16 protein-coding genes are annotated in these 16,461 nt (G+C 69.9%); 5 read left to right on the top strand and 11 right to left on the bottom strand.

Going from position 1 to position 16,461, the window contains the following annotated elements; translation table 11 throughout:
• Positions 1–14: 14 nt before the first annotated feature.
• Positions 15–917 carry a LysR family transcriptional regulator gene (locus ABIA71_RS01950; RefSeq protein WP_354282653.1) on the bottom strand — a complete coding sequence of 301 codons (903 nt, stop codon included), beginning with the start codon at positions 915–917 and terminating at the stop codon, positions 15–17.
• A gap of 102 nt (positions 918–1,019) precedes the next feature.
• Between ABIA71_RS01950 and ABIA71_RS01945 the strand changes: the two genes are divergently transcribed.
• Genes ABIA71_RS01945 through dbpA form a run of 3 tightly spaced genes read left to right on the top strand, consistent with a single transcriptional unit; the run spans position 1,020 to position 3,833 of the window.
• On the top strand, positions 1,020–2,096 hold the full coding sequence (locus ABIA71_RS01945) for a YeiH family protein (RefSeq protein ID WP_354282651.1): 1,077 nt from the start codon (positions 1,020–1,022) through the stop codon (positions 2,094–2,096).
• 27 nt (positions 2,097–2,123) lie between these two features.
• Positions 2,124–2,408 (top strand): hypothetical protein, encoded by a 285-nt coding sequence (locus tag ABIA71_RS01940; protein ID WP_354282649.1) that lies wholly within the window; start codon positions 2,124–2,126, stop codon positions 2,406–2,408.
• A 48-nt stretch (positions 2,409–2,456) separates the two neighbouring features.
• On the top strand, positions 2,457–3,833 hold the full coding sequence (gene dbpA, locus ABIA71_RS01935) for an ATP-dependent RNA helicase DbpA (protein ID WP_128097387.1): 1,377 nt from the start codon (positions 2,457–2,459) through the stop codon (positions 3,831–3,833).
• A 227-nt stretch (positions 3,834–4,060) separates the two neighbouring features.
• Here dbpA and ABIA71_RS01930 read toward each other — a convergent pair whose 3' ends face one another.
• Positions 4,061–4,597, bottom strand: a complete 537-nt coding sequence (locus tag ABIA71_RS01930) for an adenine phosphoribosyltransferase (RefSeq protein ID WP_354282647.1) — start codon at positions 4,595–4,597, stop codon at positions 4,061–4,063.
• A 306-nt stretch (positions 4,598–4,903) separates the two neighbouring features.
• Between ABIA71_RS01930 and ABIA71_RS01925 the strand changes: the two genes are divergently transcribed.
• Together ABIA71_RS01925 and ABIA71_RS01920 are read left to right on the top strand one after the other, a co-directional pair.
• Positions 4,904–7,330, top strand: a complete 2,427-nt coding sequence (locus tag ABIA71_RS01925; RefSeq protein WP_354282645.1) for a membrane-bound PQQ-dependent dehydrogenase, glucose/quinate/shikimate family — start codon at positions 4,904–4,906, stop codon at positions 7,328–7,330.
• 95 nt (positions 7,331–7,425) lie between these two features.
• Entirely contained in the window at positions 7,426–8,280 is an 855-nt protein-coding gene (locus ABIA71_RS01920; RefSeq protein ID WP_128097385.1) for an IclR family transcriptional regulator domain-containing protein, read from the top strand.
• A 99-nt stretch (positions 8,281–8,379) separates the two neighbouring features.
• On the opposite strand, the gene pcaC is transcribed toward ABIA71_RS01920, so the two are convergent.
• The 9 genes from pcaC to ABIA71_RS01875 form a co-directional block, all read right to left on the bottom strand.
• On the bottom strand, positions 8,380–8,772 hold the full coding sequence (pcaC, locus tag ABIA71_RS01915; RefSeq protein ID WP_128097384.1) for a 4-carboxymuconolactone decarboxylase: 393 nt from the start codon (positions 8,770–8,772) through the stop codon (positions 8,380–8,382).
• A 46-nt stretch (positions 8,773–8,818) separates the two neighbouring features.
• Positions 8,819–9,595: a 3-oxoadipate enol-lactonase gene (pcaD, locus tag ABIA71_RS01910; RefSeq protein ID WP_354282642.1), complete on the bottom strand. Its 777-nt coding sequence runs from the start codon at positions 9,593–9,595 to the stop codon at positions 8,819–8,821.
• 19 nt (positions 9,596–9,614) lie between these two features.
• Entirely contained in the window at positions 9,615–10,958 is a 1,344-nt protein-coding gene (locus ABIA71_RS01905; RefSeq protein ID WP_354282640.1) for a 3-carboxy-cis,cis-muconate cycloisomerase, read from the bottom strand.
• Between the two features lie 69 nt (positions 10,959–11,027).
• Positions 11,028–11,591, bottom strand: a complete 564-nt coding sequence (gene pcaG, locus ABIA71_RS01900) for a protocatechuate 3,4-dioxygenase subunit alpha (protein ID WP_354282638.1) — start codon at positions 11,589–11,591, stop codon at positions 11,028–11,030.
• 4 nt (positions 11,592–11,595) lie between these two features.
• Positions 11,596–12,306, bottom strand: coding sequence for a protocatechuate 3,4-dioxygenase subunit beta (pcaH, locus tag ABIA71_RS01895; protein ID WP_354282636.1), 711 nt, complete (start codon positions 12,304–12,306; stop codon positions 11,596–11,598).
• A gap of 106 nt (positions 12,307–12,412) precedes the next feature.
• Entirely contained in the window at positions 12,413–13,627 is a 1,215-nt protein-coding gene (gene pcaF / locus ABIA71_RS01890; RefSeq protein ID WP_502960639.1) for a 3-oxoadipyl-CoA thiolase, read from the bottom strand.
• A gap of 1 nt (position 13,628) precedes the next feature.
• Positions 13,629–14,276, bottom strand: coding sequence for a 3-oxoacid CoA-transferase subunit B (locus ABIA71_RS01885; protein WP_354282634.1), 648 nt, complete (start codon positions 14,274–14,276; stop codon positions 13,629–13,631).
• A complete protein-coding gene (locus tag ABIA71_RS01880; RefSeq protein ID WP_354282632.1) occupies positions 14,273–14,962 on the bottom strand; it encodes a 3-oxoacid CoA-transferase subunit A in 690 nt (229 codons plus the stop codon). The genes ABIA71_RS01885 and ABIA71_RS01880 overlap by 4 nt, the downstream gene beginning before the upstream one ends.
• Positions 14,963–15,112: 150 nt before the next feature.
• Positions 15,113–16,432 (bottom strand): MFS transporter, encoded by a 1,320-nt coding sequence (locus ABIA71_RS01875; RefSeq protein WP_354282630.1) that lies wholly within the window; start codon positions 16,430–16,432, stop codon positions 15,113–15,115.
• Positions 16,433–16,461 lie beyond the last annotated feature (29 nt).

The raw sequence follows: 16,461 nt of genomic DNA, 5'->3' as shown, positions 1-16,461 counted from the left end.
GTGCGCGGCGTCGCTCAACCGGATGCGAAAGCGTCGTCAGCCAGCCCCAGCAGGGCGCGCAACGGCGGCGGCACGTGCTTGCCAGGGTGGTGGACCACCCACAACTGGCGCGACAGCGCCGGCAGCGGGGTGTCCAGGATGCGCAGGCTGCCCAGCGCCACCAGGTCGGCCACCGCATGCCGCGACAGGCAGGCCACGCCCAGCCCGGCCGCGGCGGCCTGCTTGATGGCTTCGGTGCTGCCCAGCTGCATGGCGCGGGCGAAGTGGTACAGGTGCGGCAGCAACGCCTGTTCCACCGCTTCGCGGGTGCCCGAGCCGGGCTCACGCAGCAACCAGCGCGCGGCAGACAATTCGGAAAGGTCGGGGCGGGCCCTCAGCGGGGACGCGGCGGCGGCCACGATGACCAGGGCGTCCTGCTGCCACGGCAGCACGTTCAGCCCGCTCTCGTGGCACGGGCCTTCGATGAGGCCCAGGTCGACCTCGAGCCGCTGCACCGCCGCGACCACCTCGGCGCTGTTGCCGATGCGCAGGTCCACGTCCACGTGCGGCTGGTCGGCCAGCAGGGCAGCGACCCGGCCGGGCAGCATGTAATTGCCGATGGTGGTGCTGGCCCCGATCCGCAGCTGCAGCGGCACCCCGGTGGCCGATGCCGGTCGCCCTGCCCCGGCCATCGCCTCCAGGTCCGCGGCCGCGGCCAACAGCCCGCGTGCCGGGTCCAGCAGGGCCCGGCCCTGCGCATTGAGGATCAGGCGGCGGCCGATGCGGTCGAACAGCGGCGACGGCAGCTGCGCCTCCAGTTCGTTGAGCGCCGCACTGGTGGCCGACTGCGACAACGCCAGCTGCTCGCCGGCAGCGGCGGTGGTGCCCGCGTCGGCGACGGCCACGACTACCTGCCATTGGCGAAGGCTGATGCGCATGGCGCCATTAACCCATAAAACCGGTTGAAATCACATAAACAATGCGTTTTACAGGTTTATCGGGTGGGCGCAGGCTGGAGGCCATCTGAAAGGAGCCGCACCGTGAACGCGTCCCGTCCCACGATTTACCTGCCCACCCTCGCCCACCGTTGGCGGGGGCGCCTGCCCGGCCTGCTGCTGGCCGGCGGTGTCGCGCTGGCGGCGATGGCGCTGGCCACCCTGCCCTGGCTGCAGGCGCACGGCATCAGTGCGCTCACCCTTGCGATCGTGCTCGGCATTGCGCTCGGCAACAGTGTGTACCCGCGCCTGGCACCGCAGGCGGCGGCGGGCGTGGGCTTTTCCAAGCAGTGGCTGCTGCGCGCCGGCATCGTGCTGTATGGCCTGCGCCTGACCTTTCAGGACATTGGCCAGGTCGGCGTTGGCGGCGTGCTGATTGATGCGCTGGTGCTGACCAGCACCTTCGCGCTGGCGTGGTGGGCCGGCACGCGCTGGTTCGGGATCGACAAGGAGAGCGCCCTGCTGATCGGTGCCGGCAGCGCGATCTGCGGCGCGGCAGCGGTGATGGCGGCCGAGCCGGTGGTGCGCGGGCGTGCGGAACAGGTCACCGTGGCGGTCTCTACCGTGGTGGTGTTCGGTACGCTGGCGATGTTCCTGTATCCGGCGCTGTACCCGCTCACCCTGGCGCATGGCGTGTTGCCGATGAGCGAGCAGGCCTATGGTGTGTTTACCGGCTCCACCGTGCACGAAGTGGCACAGGTGGTCGCGGCCGGACGCGCGGTCAGCGAAGGGGCCGCCGATACCGCGGTGATCGCCAAGATGGTGCGGGTGATGATGCTGGCCCCGTTCCTGGTGGCGCTGTCGTTGCTGCTGGCCCGCGGTGGCCGCGCCCAGGCCGGGGCGGCGCGCGCGAAGATCGTGGTGCCGTGGTTTGCGTTCGGCTTCGTCGCGGTGGCCGGGTTGAATTCGCTGCACCTGCTGCCTGCCACGTGGGTCGCCCTCGCCATCGATGTGGATACGGTGCTGCTGGCCATGGCCATGGCGGCGCTGGGCTTGACCACGCACGTGTCGGCGCTGCGCCAGGCCGGCATGAAGCCGCTGCTGCTGGCCCTGCTGCTGTTTGGCTGGTTGCTGGCCGGTGGCCTGGGCATCAACCTGGGCGTGCACGCGCTGCTGGGGTGAGCGGGTGCCGCATGCCACACTGGTGCGATGAAGCGTGAGCGTGTTCCCCCCGTCGATCGCCGTCGTCTGCACATACCGTACCGTCAGGTGCTGGAGCGCTACGGGGCGGTCGATGACGCCGAAGACGACCTGCTCGACCTGCTGCAGCGGGTGCTGGGCCCGGAGGTCGTGGTCCGCTGGGAGCAGGACATCAGCCACCCCAACCCCTGGTTCCACACGCTGATTCTGGATATCAGCGACGGCCCGGGCGAGTTCAGCCATGCCCAGCACACCGCGTTGATGGCGGGGCTGCGGGCGCTGGATCTGGCCTGAGCAGCGTCGGCACACGCCCGACAGGCGGCACAGCGGGTAGAATGCGCCATGAATGAATTCTCCGAACTGCCCCTGTCGGCCTCGCTGGCGGCGGGCATCGACGCGCTGGGCTATACCCAGATGACCCCCGTGCAGGCGCAGAGCCTGCCGGCGATCCTTGAGCGCCGCGACCTGATCGCCCAGGCACCCACCGGCAGCGGCAAGACCGCCGCCTTCGGGCTGGGCCTGCTGCAGGCCCTGGACCCGTCGGTGATCCGCGCCCAGGCACTGGTGCTGTGCCCCACCCGCGAACTGGCCGACCAGGTGGGCAAGCAGATCCGCAAGCTCGCCACCGGCATCCCCAACCTGAAGCTGGTGGTGCTGACCGGCGGCATGCCGCTGGGCCCGCAGCTGGCCTCGCTGGAAGCGCACGACCCGCACGTGGTCGTGGGAACGCCTGGGCGCATCCAGGAGCTCGGCCGCAAGCGCGTCCTGAAGCTGGGCGGTGTCACCACGCTGGTGCTGGACGAAGCCGACCGCATGCTGGACATGGGCTTTGAAGAGCCCATCCGCGAGATCGCCGGGCGCACCAGCAAGGACCGCCAGACGCTGCTGTTCTCGGCCACCTACCCCGACGAGATCCGCGAGATCGCCCGCGTGCTGCTGCGCGATCCGGTGGAAGTGACCGTCCAGGGTGCCGACAACGCACCGGCGATTCGCCACCTGTTCTGCGAAGTGGACCTGGCCAGCAAGCAGAAAGCGCTGGCCGGCCTGCTGCTGAAGTACACCCCCGAATCGACCGTGGTGTTCTGCAACACCCGCCGCGACGTGGATGACGTAGCCAATTCGTTGCAGCAGTTCGGCTTCTCGGCGCTGCCGTTGCACGGCGAAATGGAACAGCGCGACCGCGATGAAGTGCTGGTGCGCTTCGCCAACCGCAGCTGCAACGTGCTGGTGGCCAGCGACGTGGCCGCGCGCGGGCTGGACGTGCAGGACCTGGCGGCGGTGATCAACTACGAGTTGCCGACCGACATCGAAACCTACGAACACCGCGTGGGCCGTACCGGCCGGGCCGGTGCGTCGGGCCTGGCGGTAAGCCTGGTGACCGGCCGCGAGCGCAACCGCGCCGATGCGCTGGAAGCCGCGCAGGGCAAGCCGCTGGACTGGCAGAAGACCCCGCTGGCGACGGCACGCCCCGCCGTGCTGCCACAGGCGGCGATGGAAACCCTGCGCATCGATGGCGGCAAGACCGACAAGCTGCGCCCGGGCGACATCCTGGGGGCGTTGACCGGTGAAGCCGGGCTGTCGGCCAAGGTGATCGGCAAGATCGACATCTACGCCACGCGTTCGTACGTGGCGATCGCGCGCGAGCAGGTAGGCCGCGCGATCGACCGGCTGGAAGCCGGCAAGATCAAGGGCCGTCGCTTCCGCGTCCGCCGCATGTAACCGGGGGTAGAGCCGACCGTTGGTCGGCTTGCGCCCTGCCGAACAGCCGGGCAGAGCCCGGCGCTACGTGCTTAGCCGGTAGAGCCGACCGTTGGTCGGCTTGCGCCATGCCGAACAGCCGGGCAGAGCCCGGCGCTACGTGCCTCCCCGGTAGAGCCGACCGTTGGTCGGCTTGCGCCATGTCGAACCGCCGGGCAGAGCCCGGCGCTACGGCGGGGTGTTCCGGGTCAATACACCAGGTTGGCCAGCAGCGGCACGTTGCCGTCCCAGCGCTCGCGCCCGCCCAGCCCGGCCAGTTCCACCAGCACCGCCGCGCCCACCACCTCCACCTGCAACTGGCGCGCCAGCGACAACGCCGCCAGCAACGTGCCGCCGGTGGCCAGCACATCATCGACCACCAGCACGCGCGCACCGGCCGGCAAGGCGTCGGCGTGCACTTCGATGGTGTCGGTGCGGTACTCCAGCGTGTATTCCTGCTTCAGCGTGCGGCCCGGCAGCTTGCCCGGCTTGCGCACCGGCACGAAGCCGACGCCCAGCACGCGCGCCATGGCCGCGCCCAGGATGAAGCCACGCGATTCGATGCCCATTACCGCCTGCAGGTTCGCCGTGCGCCACGGCTGCACCATCGCATCGATGGCCGCGGCGAAATCATCGCCATTGGCCAGCAGCGGCATGATGTCCTTGAACAGGATGCCCGGCTTGGGGAAATCGGCGATATCGCGCAGGCGGCCGGCCCAGGCGGGCGTGGCGGAAGACTCGGTCATGGGGCGGGCAACGAACGGGGTGGCATAGGGTAAACGCTTCGGCGCGGCACTGCCCGCGCGGCCGGGCGCTGCGTTGCTGTGTTCCATCGGTGGCACCACGGGTTCACGCGTAAATCGCACACCGGTGCGATAATCGCCCTAACCGGTCGTTCACTCCCTTTCCGCGATAAGCAGCGAAGCATTCCCGCGCCCGTGCCGGGCAAGGCAATGCCGGGGTGTGAAGGCCAACGGTCCCCGCCACGCATGGCGCGCGCGGGCCTGCCCGGTACCGGTCGGTACCGGGTTTCCTGTAGAGGTTCATGCAACGTGGACGAGAACACGAAACCGTCGGCCCTGTGCCGCACCCTGGTGGTCCTGATTGGCATCGTGGTGATGCTGTTCGGCCTGGTTCTGCTGGTAGGCGGTGTGCGGCTGGCCCAGCTGGGCGGTAGCTGGTACTTCCTGCTGATGGGCGCCGCGTCGCTGGTGGCCGGCGGCCTGCTGGCCCTGCGCCGCCCATCGGGCGCGCTGTTGTATGGCGTGGCGTTCGTCGCCACCGTGGCCTGGGCGCTGGCCGATGCCGGGCTGGAATTCTGGCCGCTGGTGTCGCGGCTGGTGATGCCCGCCGTGCTGGCGATGCTGGTCGCCCTGACCTGGCCGGTGCTTCGGCGCAACCGTGGCCAGCGCCCCGGGCGTGCGGCCTACGGCGTGGCCGCGCTGTTGCTGGTGGGCCTGCTGGGTACCGCAGTGTCGGCGTTCCAGCCGCGCCCGGTGGTCACCGCGCAGGGCGCCCGCCCGGCCGTGGTGCCGGTCGCCAAGGGCAGCGAGCAGCGCGACTGGCAGCACTGGGGCAACACCACTGCCGGCACCCGCTTCGCCGCGCTGGACCAGATCACCCCGGCCAACGTCACCCAGCTCCAGGTGGCCTGGACCGCGCATACCGGCGACGTGCCGCAGAGTGATGGCTTCGGCGCCGAAGACCAGAACACCCCGCTGCAGATCGGCGACACGCTGTACCTGTGCACGCCGCACAACCAGGTGGTGGCGCTGGACGTGGACAGCGGCAAGCAGCGCTGGGCGTTCGATCCCAAGGCGAGCGCGCCGAACTGGCAGCGCTGCCGTGGCCTGGGCTATTTCGACGCAGGCCAGCCGCTGGTCGGCGCGCCCACCGTCGCCGCCGTACCCGGCCCTGCCGCACCGGCTACCGTCGCCGCAGTACCGGCGCCGGCGTTGTGCGAGAAGCGCATCCTGATGACCTCGATCGACGCGCGCCTGTTCGCGCTGGATGCCACCACCGGCGCGCCCTGCCCGGACTTCGGCGAGGCCGGCGTGGTGGACCTCAAGCGGGGCATGGGCGAGATCAAGCCCGGCTTCTACACGCTGACCGCCGCGCCCCTGGTGGCCGGCGAACTGGTGATCGTGGGCGGCCGCGTGGCCGACAACATCGAGGTCAACGAACCCTCCGGCGTGGTGCGTGCCTACAACGTGCGCAGCGGCGCGCTGGCCTGGGTCTGGGACCTGTCCAGGGAAACCCCGGACGTGCCGCTGGATCCCTCGATCCACTACACCCGCGCCACCCCGAACGTGTGGACCTCGATGGCCTACGACCCGCAGTTGGGCCTGGTCTACCTGCCCACCGGCAACACCACGCCGGACCAGTGGGCCGGCGAACGCACCCCGCAGGATGACAAGTACAGCTCGGCAGTGGTGGCACTGGACGTGGCCACCGGCAAGGAGCGCTGGGTCTACCAGACCGTGCACCACGACCTGTGGGATTACGACCTGCCCGCGCAGCCGACCCTGACCGACGTGCCCGACGGCAAGGGCGGCACGCTGCCCGCGCTGCTGCAGATCACCAAGGCCGGCCAGGTATTCATGCTCAACCGCGCCACCGGCCAGCCGATCACCGAGGTGCGCGACATCGCGGCACCGCAGGGCAACGCTGCTGGCGAGCGCTATTCGCCCACCCAGCGCCTGTCGGTGGGGCTGCCGCAGATCGGCGCGCAGACGCTGACCGAATCGGACATGTGGGGTGCCACGCCGATCGACCAGATGCTGTGCCGCATCCAGTTCAAGGGCTTCCGCTACGACGGCATGTTCACCCCGCCGGGCGAGGACCTGGCCCTGCAGTGGCCCGGCTCGCTGGGCGGCATGAACTGGGGCAGCGCATCGGTGGATCCCACCACCGGCTACCTGTTCGTCAACGACATGCGCCTGGGGCTGTGGACCAAGCTCATTCCGCGCGCGGAAATGACCACCGGTGCCGGCGGCGTGGAAATGGGCGCGGCCTCGCAGACGGGCACGCCGTATGGCTCGCTGCGCGACCGCTTCCTGTCCAAGCTGGGCATTCCCTGCCAGAAGCCGCCGTTCGGCACGCTGTCGGCGATCAACCTGGCCACCCACCAGCTGGTCTGGCAGGTGCCGGTGGGCACGGTGAAGGACACCGGTCCGATGGGCGTCAAGATGCGTCTGCCGATTCCGATCGGCATGCCCACCCTGGGCGGCTCGCTGGCCACCCAGTCGGGCCTGCTGTTCTTCGCCGGCACCCAGGATTACTACCTGCGCGCGTATGACAGCCGCACCGGCGAGGAAGTATGGAAGGCGCGCATGCCGGTGGGCAGCCAGGGCACGCCGATCACCTATGTGTCGCCGAAGACCGGTCGCCAGTACGTGGTGATTTCCGCCGGCGGTGCGCGCCAGTCGCCGGATCGTGGTGACTACGTGATCGCCTACGCGTTGCCGGCCACGCGCTGAGCCCCGCGCGCCACGGTCTTCCCACCGTGGCGCGCCGCTTCGCTTCGTCGCGTGCAGCCCTTACCATGCACGATCACCGAGCACGAACCACCGCCATGTCTGCCGCACCTCCCAGCCGTCGCCCCAAGCGCGCCCCTGCCCCGCCGCAGGATCGCGGGCTCAGCCATGAGCTGATGCAGCTGATCCAGGACAACCAGGGCGATCCGGATTTCATGACCTCGCTGGGCCGCGGGCTGGTGGTGCTGAGCGTGTTTTCGCAGCACCCGCGCGAAGTGACCATGTCGCAGATCAGCACCGAAACCGGCATCTCGCGCGCGGCGGTGCGGCGCGTGCTGTACACGCTGGAGAAGCTCGGCTACGTGGGCGAACAGGGCCGCGGCTTCGTGCTGCTGCCGCGCGTGCTGGGCATGGGCGGGGCGTATGTCGCGTCGTCGTCGATGACGGCGGCCGCGCAGCCAGTGCTGGACGCCCTGCGCGACGACGTGCACGAGTCATGCTCACTGGGCGTGCTGGATGGCGATGACGTGCTGTACGTGGCCCGCGCTGAAACCGTGCGGATCATGTCGATCGGGCTGCGCGCCGGCAGCCGGCTGCCGGCGTACTGCACCTCGATGGGCCGCGTGCTGCTGGCCGCGTTGCCGCACGACACGCTGGAAAGCTACCTGGAACGCAATCCGCTGCGGCCGCGTACCGAGCGCACTGTGACGCGCATGGACGAATTCCTGGACACGCTGGACCGCGTGCGCCGCGACGGCGTGGCGCTGGTGGACCAGGAGCTGGAGATCGGGCTGCGCTCGATCGCCGTGCCCGTGCACGCGCGCAGTGGTGCGGTGGTGGGCGCGCTGAACATCGGCACGCAGGCCGGGCGCATCAGCCTGGGGGTGATGCAGTCGCAGCTGCTGCCGCGGCTGCGGGAAGCGGCGCAGCGGCTGGGTACGTTGCTGCATTGAGGCGGGGTATTGGTCGGCGGTATCCGGTTTCGTTCGAGTTTTCGTTCGGGTTGCCGGCCAGCGGCCGGCATTACCGGGTGATGCGGGCAGTGGCCGGCATCAACGGGGCGGCTCGTTGGCCTGTTCCTCGAGGATGGGCTTGGCCAGCGCGAAGGCGTGGTTGGCGGCCGGCACGCCGCAGTAGATGGCGGCCTGCAACAACACCTCTTTGATCTCGTCCGGGGTGACGCCGTTGTTGCGCGCGGCGCGGATGTGCAGCTTGAACTCTTCGTCGTGCCCCAGCGCCACCATCATCACGATGGTCAGCAGCGAGCGGGTGTGGCGCGGCAGGCCGTCGCGGGTCCACACCGTGCCCCATGCGGTGCGGGTGATGAAGTCCTGGAATTCGTGGGTGAAGTCGGTGCGCGCCTGCAGCGAGCGCTCGACGTGGGCCTCGCCGAGTACGGCGCGGCGCACGGCCAGGCCGGCTTCGTAACGTTCCTGTTCGTCCATTGGGATGCCTCGTTTCGGGTGGGGCGTACCGACCAATGGTCGGTACCTAGGTCAGGTGGGCAGTGAGGGCGGCGGTGAATGCGTCGGCCGATTCGATGTTGCAGATGTGGCGGCCGGGCACCGTGACGGCGTGGCCGTGGGCGACTCCGCGTGCGATGGCCTGCAGGTCTGCGGGAGGGCAGACCGGATCGTCGTCGCCGGCGATGGCCAGGGTCGGCACGCGGATCTGCGCCAGCGCGTCACGGAAGTCCGCGGTGGCCACGGCGTGGCAGCAGCCGACGTAGCCTGCAACGGTGGTGGCGACGAAGCGCTGCAGGATGTCCTCAACCCGCGCCGGTTCCGCTGCAGTGAAGGCCGGGGTGAACCAGCGTTCGGCGGTGCCGTCGCGCAGCGGCACCAGTCCGTGCGCACGCACCTGCGCGATGCGCGCGTCCCAGCTCTCGGCCGTGCCGATCTTCGCAGCGGTGGCCGCCACCGTCAGCGTGTGCAGGCGTGTGCCGGCATGCACGCCCAGCCACTGCCCGGTCAGGCCGCCGATCGACAGCCCGCAGAAATGGCTGCGCGCCACGCCCAGGTGGTCCCACAGCGCCAGTACGTCCGCGCCCAGGTCGGCCACGCTGTACAGGCCCGGCGGCGCGCTGGACTGGCCATGCCCGCGGCGGTCGTAGCGCAGGATCCGGAACCGCGCCGACAGCGCCGCCACCTGTGGGTCCCACATGTGCAGGTCGGTGCCCAGCGAGTTGCAGAAGGTCAACCACGGCGCATCGTCCGGCCCGTCGATGCGGTAATGCAGGCGATGCGTATCAAGCTCAAGAAATTGCATTGCAACACTCCAATAGAGTTCAGCGCTGCGCCAGCACGCGGTTGATCCAGGTGTCGGCCATGCCGCGCCAGCTGTCGTGCGCGAACAACGCCGCCAGCTGCGTCGGCGACAGCTGCGCGCTCACCGCCGGCATGTCCTGCAGCACCTCGCGCAGGTGCCGTGACTGGGCAAGCGCCTGGCGTGCGGCCTGCTCCACCAGCGCATGCGCGGCGACCTTGCCCAGCGTTTCAGCCAGCGTCACCGCCACCGCTTCGGCGTACAGCAGGCCGCCGTGGCTGTCCAGGTGATCGCGCATGCGCGCCCGGTCCAGCTGCAGGCCCTGCACCACCACGGTCACCTGGGCCAGGCTGCCGGCGCACAGGCGCACGATCTCCGGCACGGTTTCCCACTCGGCATGCCATTGCCCGGCCGCCCGCTCATGCGGCTGTGGCATCGCCACGAACAAGGTGGACAGCAGGCCGGGCACCCGGGTGGCTGCGGCAATGGCCGCCACGCAGCCCACGGGATTGCGCTTGTGCGGCATCGCCGATGACCCGCCCCTGCCCTCGCCGGCCGGCTCGAACGCTTCGGCCACTTCGGACTGCATCAGCAGCACGATATCCGTGGCGATCTTGCCCAGCGTGCCGGTGAGCAGCGCGAACGTGCTACCGAGCTCGGCCACCCGGTCGCGCGCGGTGTGCCACGGCAGCGCCGGCACCGGCAAATGCAGTTCCTCGCCCAGCGCCTGGGCCACGTCCAGGCCGCGCGCCTGCAGTGAGGCCAGGGTGCCGGCCGCACCGCCGAACTGCAGCACCAGCGTGTCGGCGTGCAACGCCTGCAGACGCCGTTGGCTGCGGTGCAATGCGTCGAGCCAACCGGCGGCCTTCAGCCCGAAGGTCACCGGCACCGCCTGCTGCAACAACGTGCGCCCGGGCAGGCCGGTATCGCGTTCGGCATCGGCCAGCACCGCCAGCGCGGTGCACAGCACATGCAGCCGCTCCTGCACCAGGCCCACCGCTTCACTCAGTTGGAGTACCGCGCCGGTGTCGATGATGTCCTGGCTGGTGGCGCCCCAGTGCACCCAACGCGCGGCGTCGGCATCGGCGTGGCGCACCTGTGCGGTCAGCGCCTTGACCAGCGGAATGGCCGGGTTGCCGGCCAGCAGCGTGGCCTGGCCCAGTGCGGGCACGGCGTACAGGTCGGCGCGGCAGGCGGCTTCGATCGGGCCGAGCGCCGCCGCCGGAATCACCGCGCAGCGCACCTGGGCACGTGCGAGCGCGGCTTCCACGTCGAGCATCGCCTGCAGGCGTGCGGTGTCGGTGAACACCGCGTCCACCTCCGGCGCACCGAACAGGCCGCCAAGCAGCGCGTGGGAATCGCTCATCAAACGCCATCCAGTCAAAGGAGGATCCAGCTTACCCGCGCACCGTCAGGCTGCGCGTGCAGGCCGGCCTCAGTAGTCGAAGAACACGGTTTCCAACTCGCCCTGCATGCGCACGTCCCAGTGGTACAGGTCGTTGCCCTGCGCCTGGGCGATGAGCGTGGCGCGGCGTTCGGCCGGCACCAGGGCCAGGATCGGGTCATCGGCGTTGCCCGGCGCGTCGCTGAAGTACAACCGCGCACTGGCCGCGCGCAGCAACCCGCGCATGAACACCAGCACCATCAGGTGCGGCGCCTGCGGCTGCCCCCTGGGACCGGCCACGCTGCCCGGGCGCACGGTGGTGAAGGCGAAGCGGCCCTGCGCATCGGTCGGCACCCGGCCCCAGCCATCGAAGGCCGGGTCATGCTCGGCGTGGCGCGGGTCTTCGGGGTGCGCGTAGATGCCCTGCGCATCGGCCTGCCAGATTTCCAGCACGGCATCGGACACTGGCACGCCCAGGCCGTCGAACACCTGGCCCTGCACCTGCACGCGCTCGCCCTGCGCCTGGGCGGGCGCGATGTCGGTGCGGTACAGCGGTTCCAGGCCCAGCCGGTAGTACGGGCCCACGGTCTGCCACGGAGTGGATTGGAAACTCATCTGCTTACTCCCACACGGTCATCTTGCGACCGCGCAACACGATGTCGAAACGGTAGCCGAGGGCGAATTCGTTGGCGGTGTTTTCCCAGTCGAACGAGGACACCATGCGTGCGCGGGCCTTGGCGTCGTCCACGCAGTTGTAGATCGGGTCGTAGTCCAGCAGCGGGTCGCCGGGGAAATACATCTGCGTCACCAGGCGTTGCCCGATGCCGTCGCCATGCAGCGAAAAATGGATGTGCGCCGGTCGCCACGCGTTGTAGTGGTTGCGCCACGGATAGGCGCCGGGCTTGATGGTGGTGAAGCGGTAATGGCCGTGGTCGTCGGTCAGCACCTGGCCGGTACCGGTGAAGTTGGGGTCCAGTGGCGCGTCGTGCTGGTCGCCCTTGTGCAGGTAGCGGCCCGCGGCGTTGCACTGCCACACCTCCACCACGGTGTTGCGCACCGGGCGGCCGTTCTCGTCCAGCACCCGGCCGCTGACCACGATGCGCTCACCCAGCGGCTGGCCCTTGAAGCCGGCGGTCAGGTCGGCGGCGTGTTCGCCCAGGGTGATGCGGTCCAGGGTGGGCCCAGTCACTTCGGACAGGGTGGCCGGGATCTGGATCGGGTCACGCCCGGGGCCGCGCAGGCGGGTGGAGGCATACGGCAGGTGGATGCGGTCCGGCTGGGTGCCGGGATAGGGCCTGCGGTAGCCGCGCAGGTCAGTGGGATCGCTCATGGCGTACTCCGGTTGGCGGGCGGCCGGTGGGGCCGCGGCTGAAAGGCAGTGGCACGCTGCCATGCGAAGGCGGCAGCGGCCGTGAAGCAGGACAAAACACGGGCGGTCACACGCGCTCGATGGCCAGCGCGACCCCTTGGCCCACGCCGATGCACATGGTGGCCAGGCCACGCCGGCCACCGCTGGCTTCCAGCTGGCGCAGCAGGGTCAGCGCCAGGCGCGCGCCGCTCATGCCCAGCGGATGACCCAGCGCGATGGCGCCGCCATTGGCGTTGACGTGCGCGGCATCGTCGGCGACACCGAGCTGGCGCAGGCACGCCAGCCCCTGCGAGGCGAACGCTTCGTTGAGCTCGATCGCATCGAAGTCGGCAATGGACAACCCGAGCCGCGCCAACAGGCGCTGGGTGGCCGGCACCGGGCCCATACCCATCACCGCCGGTTCGACCCCGGCACTGGCAAACCCCAGGATGCGTGCGCGCGGGGTCAGCCCCAGTGCGCGTGCCTGTGCGCCCGACGCCAGCAGCAACGCAGCGGCGCCGTCGTTGATGCCCGAGGCATTGCCGGCGGTCACGCTGCCGGGCTGGCGGAACAACGGCTTGAGTGCGGCCAATGCGGCCAGCGTGGTGTCCGCGCGCGGGTGTTCATCGCGCGCCACGCACACGGTTTCGCCGCGCTTGCGCCCGGGCGCATCGACCGCCACGATCTCGCCGTCGAAGAACCCACGTTGCTGGGCAGCGGCGGCGCGCTGCTGGCTGCGCAGCGCGAACGCGTCCTGGTCCGCGCGCGACACCGCGTAACGCTCGGCCACGTTCTCGGCGGTCTGGCCCATGGTCTCCACGCCGTACAGCGCGCGCAGCTGCGGGTTGATGAAGCGCCAGCCCATGGTGGTGTCTTCCATCACTTGGTCGCGTGCGAACGGCGTGCCTGCCTTGCCCATCACGTAGGGCGCGCGCGACATCGATTCCACGCCGCCGGCAATGGCCAGGCCAAGTTCACCGGCGGCGATGCCGCGCGCCACCGTACCGATCGCGTCCAGCCCCGAGCCGCACAGCCGGTTGACGGTGCTGCCCGGCACGCTCACCGGCAGGCCGGCCAGCAGCAGGCTCATGCGGGCCACATTGCGGTTGTCTTCGCCGGCCTGGTTGGCGCAGCCCAGGTAGACCTCTTCGATCAGCGCCGGGTCCAGCTGCGGATGGCGCGCCAGCAGCGCCTTGAGCGGGATCGCGCCGAGATCATCGGCACGCACGCCGGCCAGCGCGCCGCCGTAGCGGCCAATCGGGGTACGGATGCCATCGATGATGTAGGTGTCATGCAGGCTCATGTCAGGTTCCTTCGCCCATCTGCAGCGGCAGGCCGGTGAGCTCGCGCAGCTGCGCCAGGCTGACCCCGTCCACCATTTCCAGTACGCGCGCGCCCTCCTCGCCCAGGTCGAACACGGCCACGTCGGTGTACACGCGCGACACGCAGCGCAGCCCGGTGAGCGGGTAGCTGCAGGTGTCCACCAGCTTGCTCTGCCCCTGCTTGGTCAGCAGGTCCATCATCACGAACACCTGCTTGGCGCCGATGGCCAGGTCCATCGCCCCACCGACGGCGGGGATGGCATCGGCCGCACCGGTGCTCCAGTTGGCCAGGTCGCCCTGTGCCGACACCTGGAAGGCACCCAGCACGCAGATGTCCAGGTGACCGCCGCGCATCATCGCGAACGAATCGGCATGGTGGAAATAGCAGCCGCCGGTGAGCAGCGTCACCGGCTGCTTGCCGGCGTTGATCAGGTCCGGGTCCTCCTCGCCTGCGGCCGGTGCCGGGCCCATGCCGAGCAGGCCGTTCTCCGACTGCAGGAAGATCTCCTTGTCGGCGGGCAGGAAGTTGGCCACCGTGGTGGGCAGGCCGATGCCCAGATTGACGTAGGCACCTTCGGGAATATCGCGCGCCACGCGCGCGGCCATCTGTTCGCGGCTCAGGCGGTTCATGCGCGGGCTCCAGCAGTAGCGGTGGCATCCAGGGCAACCACGCGCTGCACGAAGATGCCGGGCGTCACCACGGCCTCCGGGTCCAGGTCGCCCAGCGGCACCACGGCGTCCACCTGCACGATCGCACAGCGCGCGGCCATCGCCATCAGCGGGCCGAAGTTGCGCGCGGTCTTGCGATACACCAGGTTGCCCCAGCGGTCGCCGTGGTGGGCCTTGATCAGCGCGAAGTCGGCGTGCAGCGGGTACTCCAGCACGTAATGGCGCCCGTCGATCTCGCGGGTTTCCTTGCCCTGCGCCAGTTCGGTGCCGTAACCGGTGGGGGTGAAGATCGCGCCCAGGCCCGAGCCGGCGGCATGGATGCGCGCGGCCAGGTTGCCCTGCGGCACCAGTTCCAGCTCGATCTCGCCGGCGCGGTACGCCGTATCGAAATGCTGCGAGTCGGCCTGGCGCGGGAACGAGCAGACGATGCGGCGCACGCGCTTGTGCCGGATCAGCGCGGCCAGCCCGGTGTCGCCGTTGCCGGCGTTGTTGTTGATGATGGTCAGCCCGCGCGCGCCCTGCGCGATCAGGGCGTCGATCAGGGCGTCGGGCATGCCGGCGGTACCGAACCCGCCGATCATCACCGTCGCCCCGTCGTGGATGTCGGCCACCGCTGCGTCAGCGTTGGCCACGGTCTTGTCGATCACTGCGTTGCTCCTTGCCGTGCCCTGCAGGCGGCGGCGACATACGGGGGAAAACGGGACCCGGACATGGTGCGCAGCGGCGACGACGCGGTCAATCCGATAATCGGACTCATGATGCGATAATCGCACAAGCGGCTATTCATGCCCGGCGACTCAGTTGCGCGTCTGGCCAACGCCGACGCGCAGGCCCAGGCAGGCCCACGCCGCCAGTGCCAACGGCAGCGCACACAGCACGTACAGCGCGGTGGGCGACCAGCCCGCATCGACCAGCAGGCCGACGGTGAGCGGCGACAGGATCGCGCCGACCCGGCCAATGCCGATCGCCCAGCCCAGCCCGGTGGTGCGCACGTCGGCGGCAAACACCACCGGCGCGGCGGCGTACAACCCGGCCATGGCACCGAACAACGCCGCACCGATCACGAACGCCACCGGGAACGCGATGCCCAGCTGGGTGTTGAAACCGGCGAAGGCCAGCATCGCCACCATCGCCAGCAGCAGGCTGGCCGCGGTCAGCCGCGACAACGCCCAGCGCGAGGCCAGCCAACCGAACAGGCTGCCACCGACAATCCCGCCCAGGTTGAGCAGCACGCCCCCGGTGATGCCCTGCTGCGCCGACACGCCGGCCGACACCAGCAGCTTCGGCGTCCAGCTCAGCACGAAATAGAACGCGAACATGTGCAGGAAAAACGCCAGCGCGATCAGCACCGAGACCCGGCGCAGGTCGCCGACGAACAGCGCGGCGTAGCCTTTACGGCCATCGGGGCGCAGCGGTGCCGGCGGCAGTGCCTGCAGCGCGGGCATGTGCATGCGCGCCAGCAACGCGTTGAGCCGCGGCAAGGCATCCGGGGGACGCCGGGCCACCAGGAAATCCAGCGATTCGGGCAGGCACTTGAGTACCAGCGGGATGCACAGCAACGACGCGCCGGCCCCGATCAGGAACACGCTGTGCCAGCTGAAATGCTGCAGCATCCAGGCCGCCAGCACCCCGCCCAGGGTGGCGCCGATGGGGTAGCCGGTGGCCTGCAGCGCCACCGCGGTGCTGCGCCATTTGGGGTTGGCGTACTCGGCGGTGATCACGCCCACGCCGGCCAGCATGCCGCCGATGCCCACGCCGGTGAACACGCGCAGCGCGCCCAGTTGCCACGCATTGCCGGCCAGTGCCGACAACGCCATGCCCACGGTCAGGATCACCAGGCACAGCATGATCATCGGCCGCCGGCCCCAGCGGTCGGCCAGCGGCGCAAGCAGGAACGAGCCCAATGCCATGCCGACCAGGCCGGCGCTGAGCATGATGCCCAGCAGCTTGCCCGACAGCGCCCAGTCGGCCGACACGTGTGGCGCGGTGAACGCCATGACCATCACGTCGAAACCATCGAGCATGTTCAACAGCACGCAGATGGCGATCGCCGTCCACTGGAAAGGACTCATCCGCTCAAGCACGAGCGGGGACGCGGCGGCGGTGACATGGCTCATACGGGAATCCTGCGACGACGTAGTGCGGG

Source organism: Stenotrophomonas sp. 2619 (genome assembly GCF_040548725.1).
Lineage (GTDB): Bacteria > Pseudomonadota > Gammaproteobacteria > Xanthomonadales > Xanthomonadaceae > Stenotrophomonas > Stenotrophomonas maltophilia_AP.
Note: the sequence above shows the minus strand (reverse complement) of the source record. Positions and strands in the feature narration are given on the sequence as shown.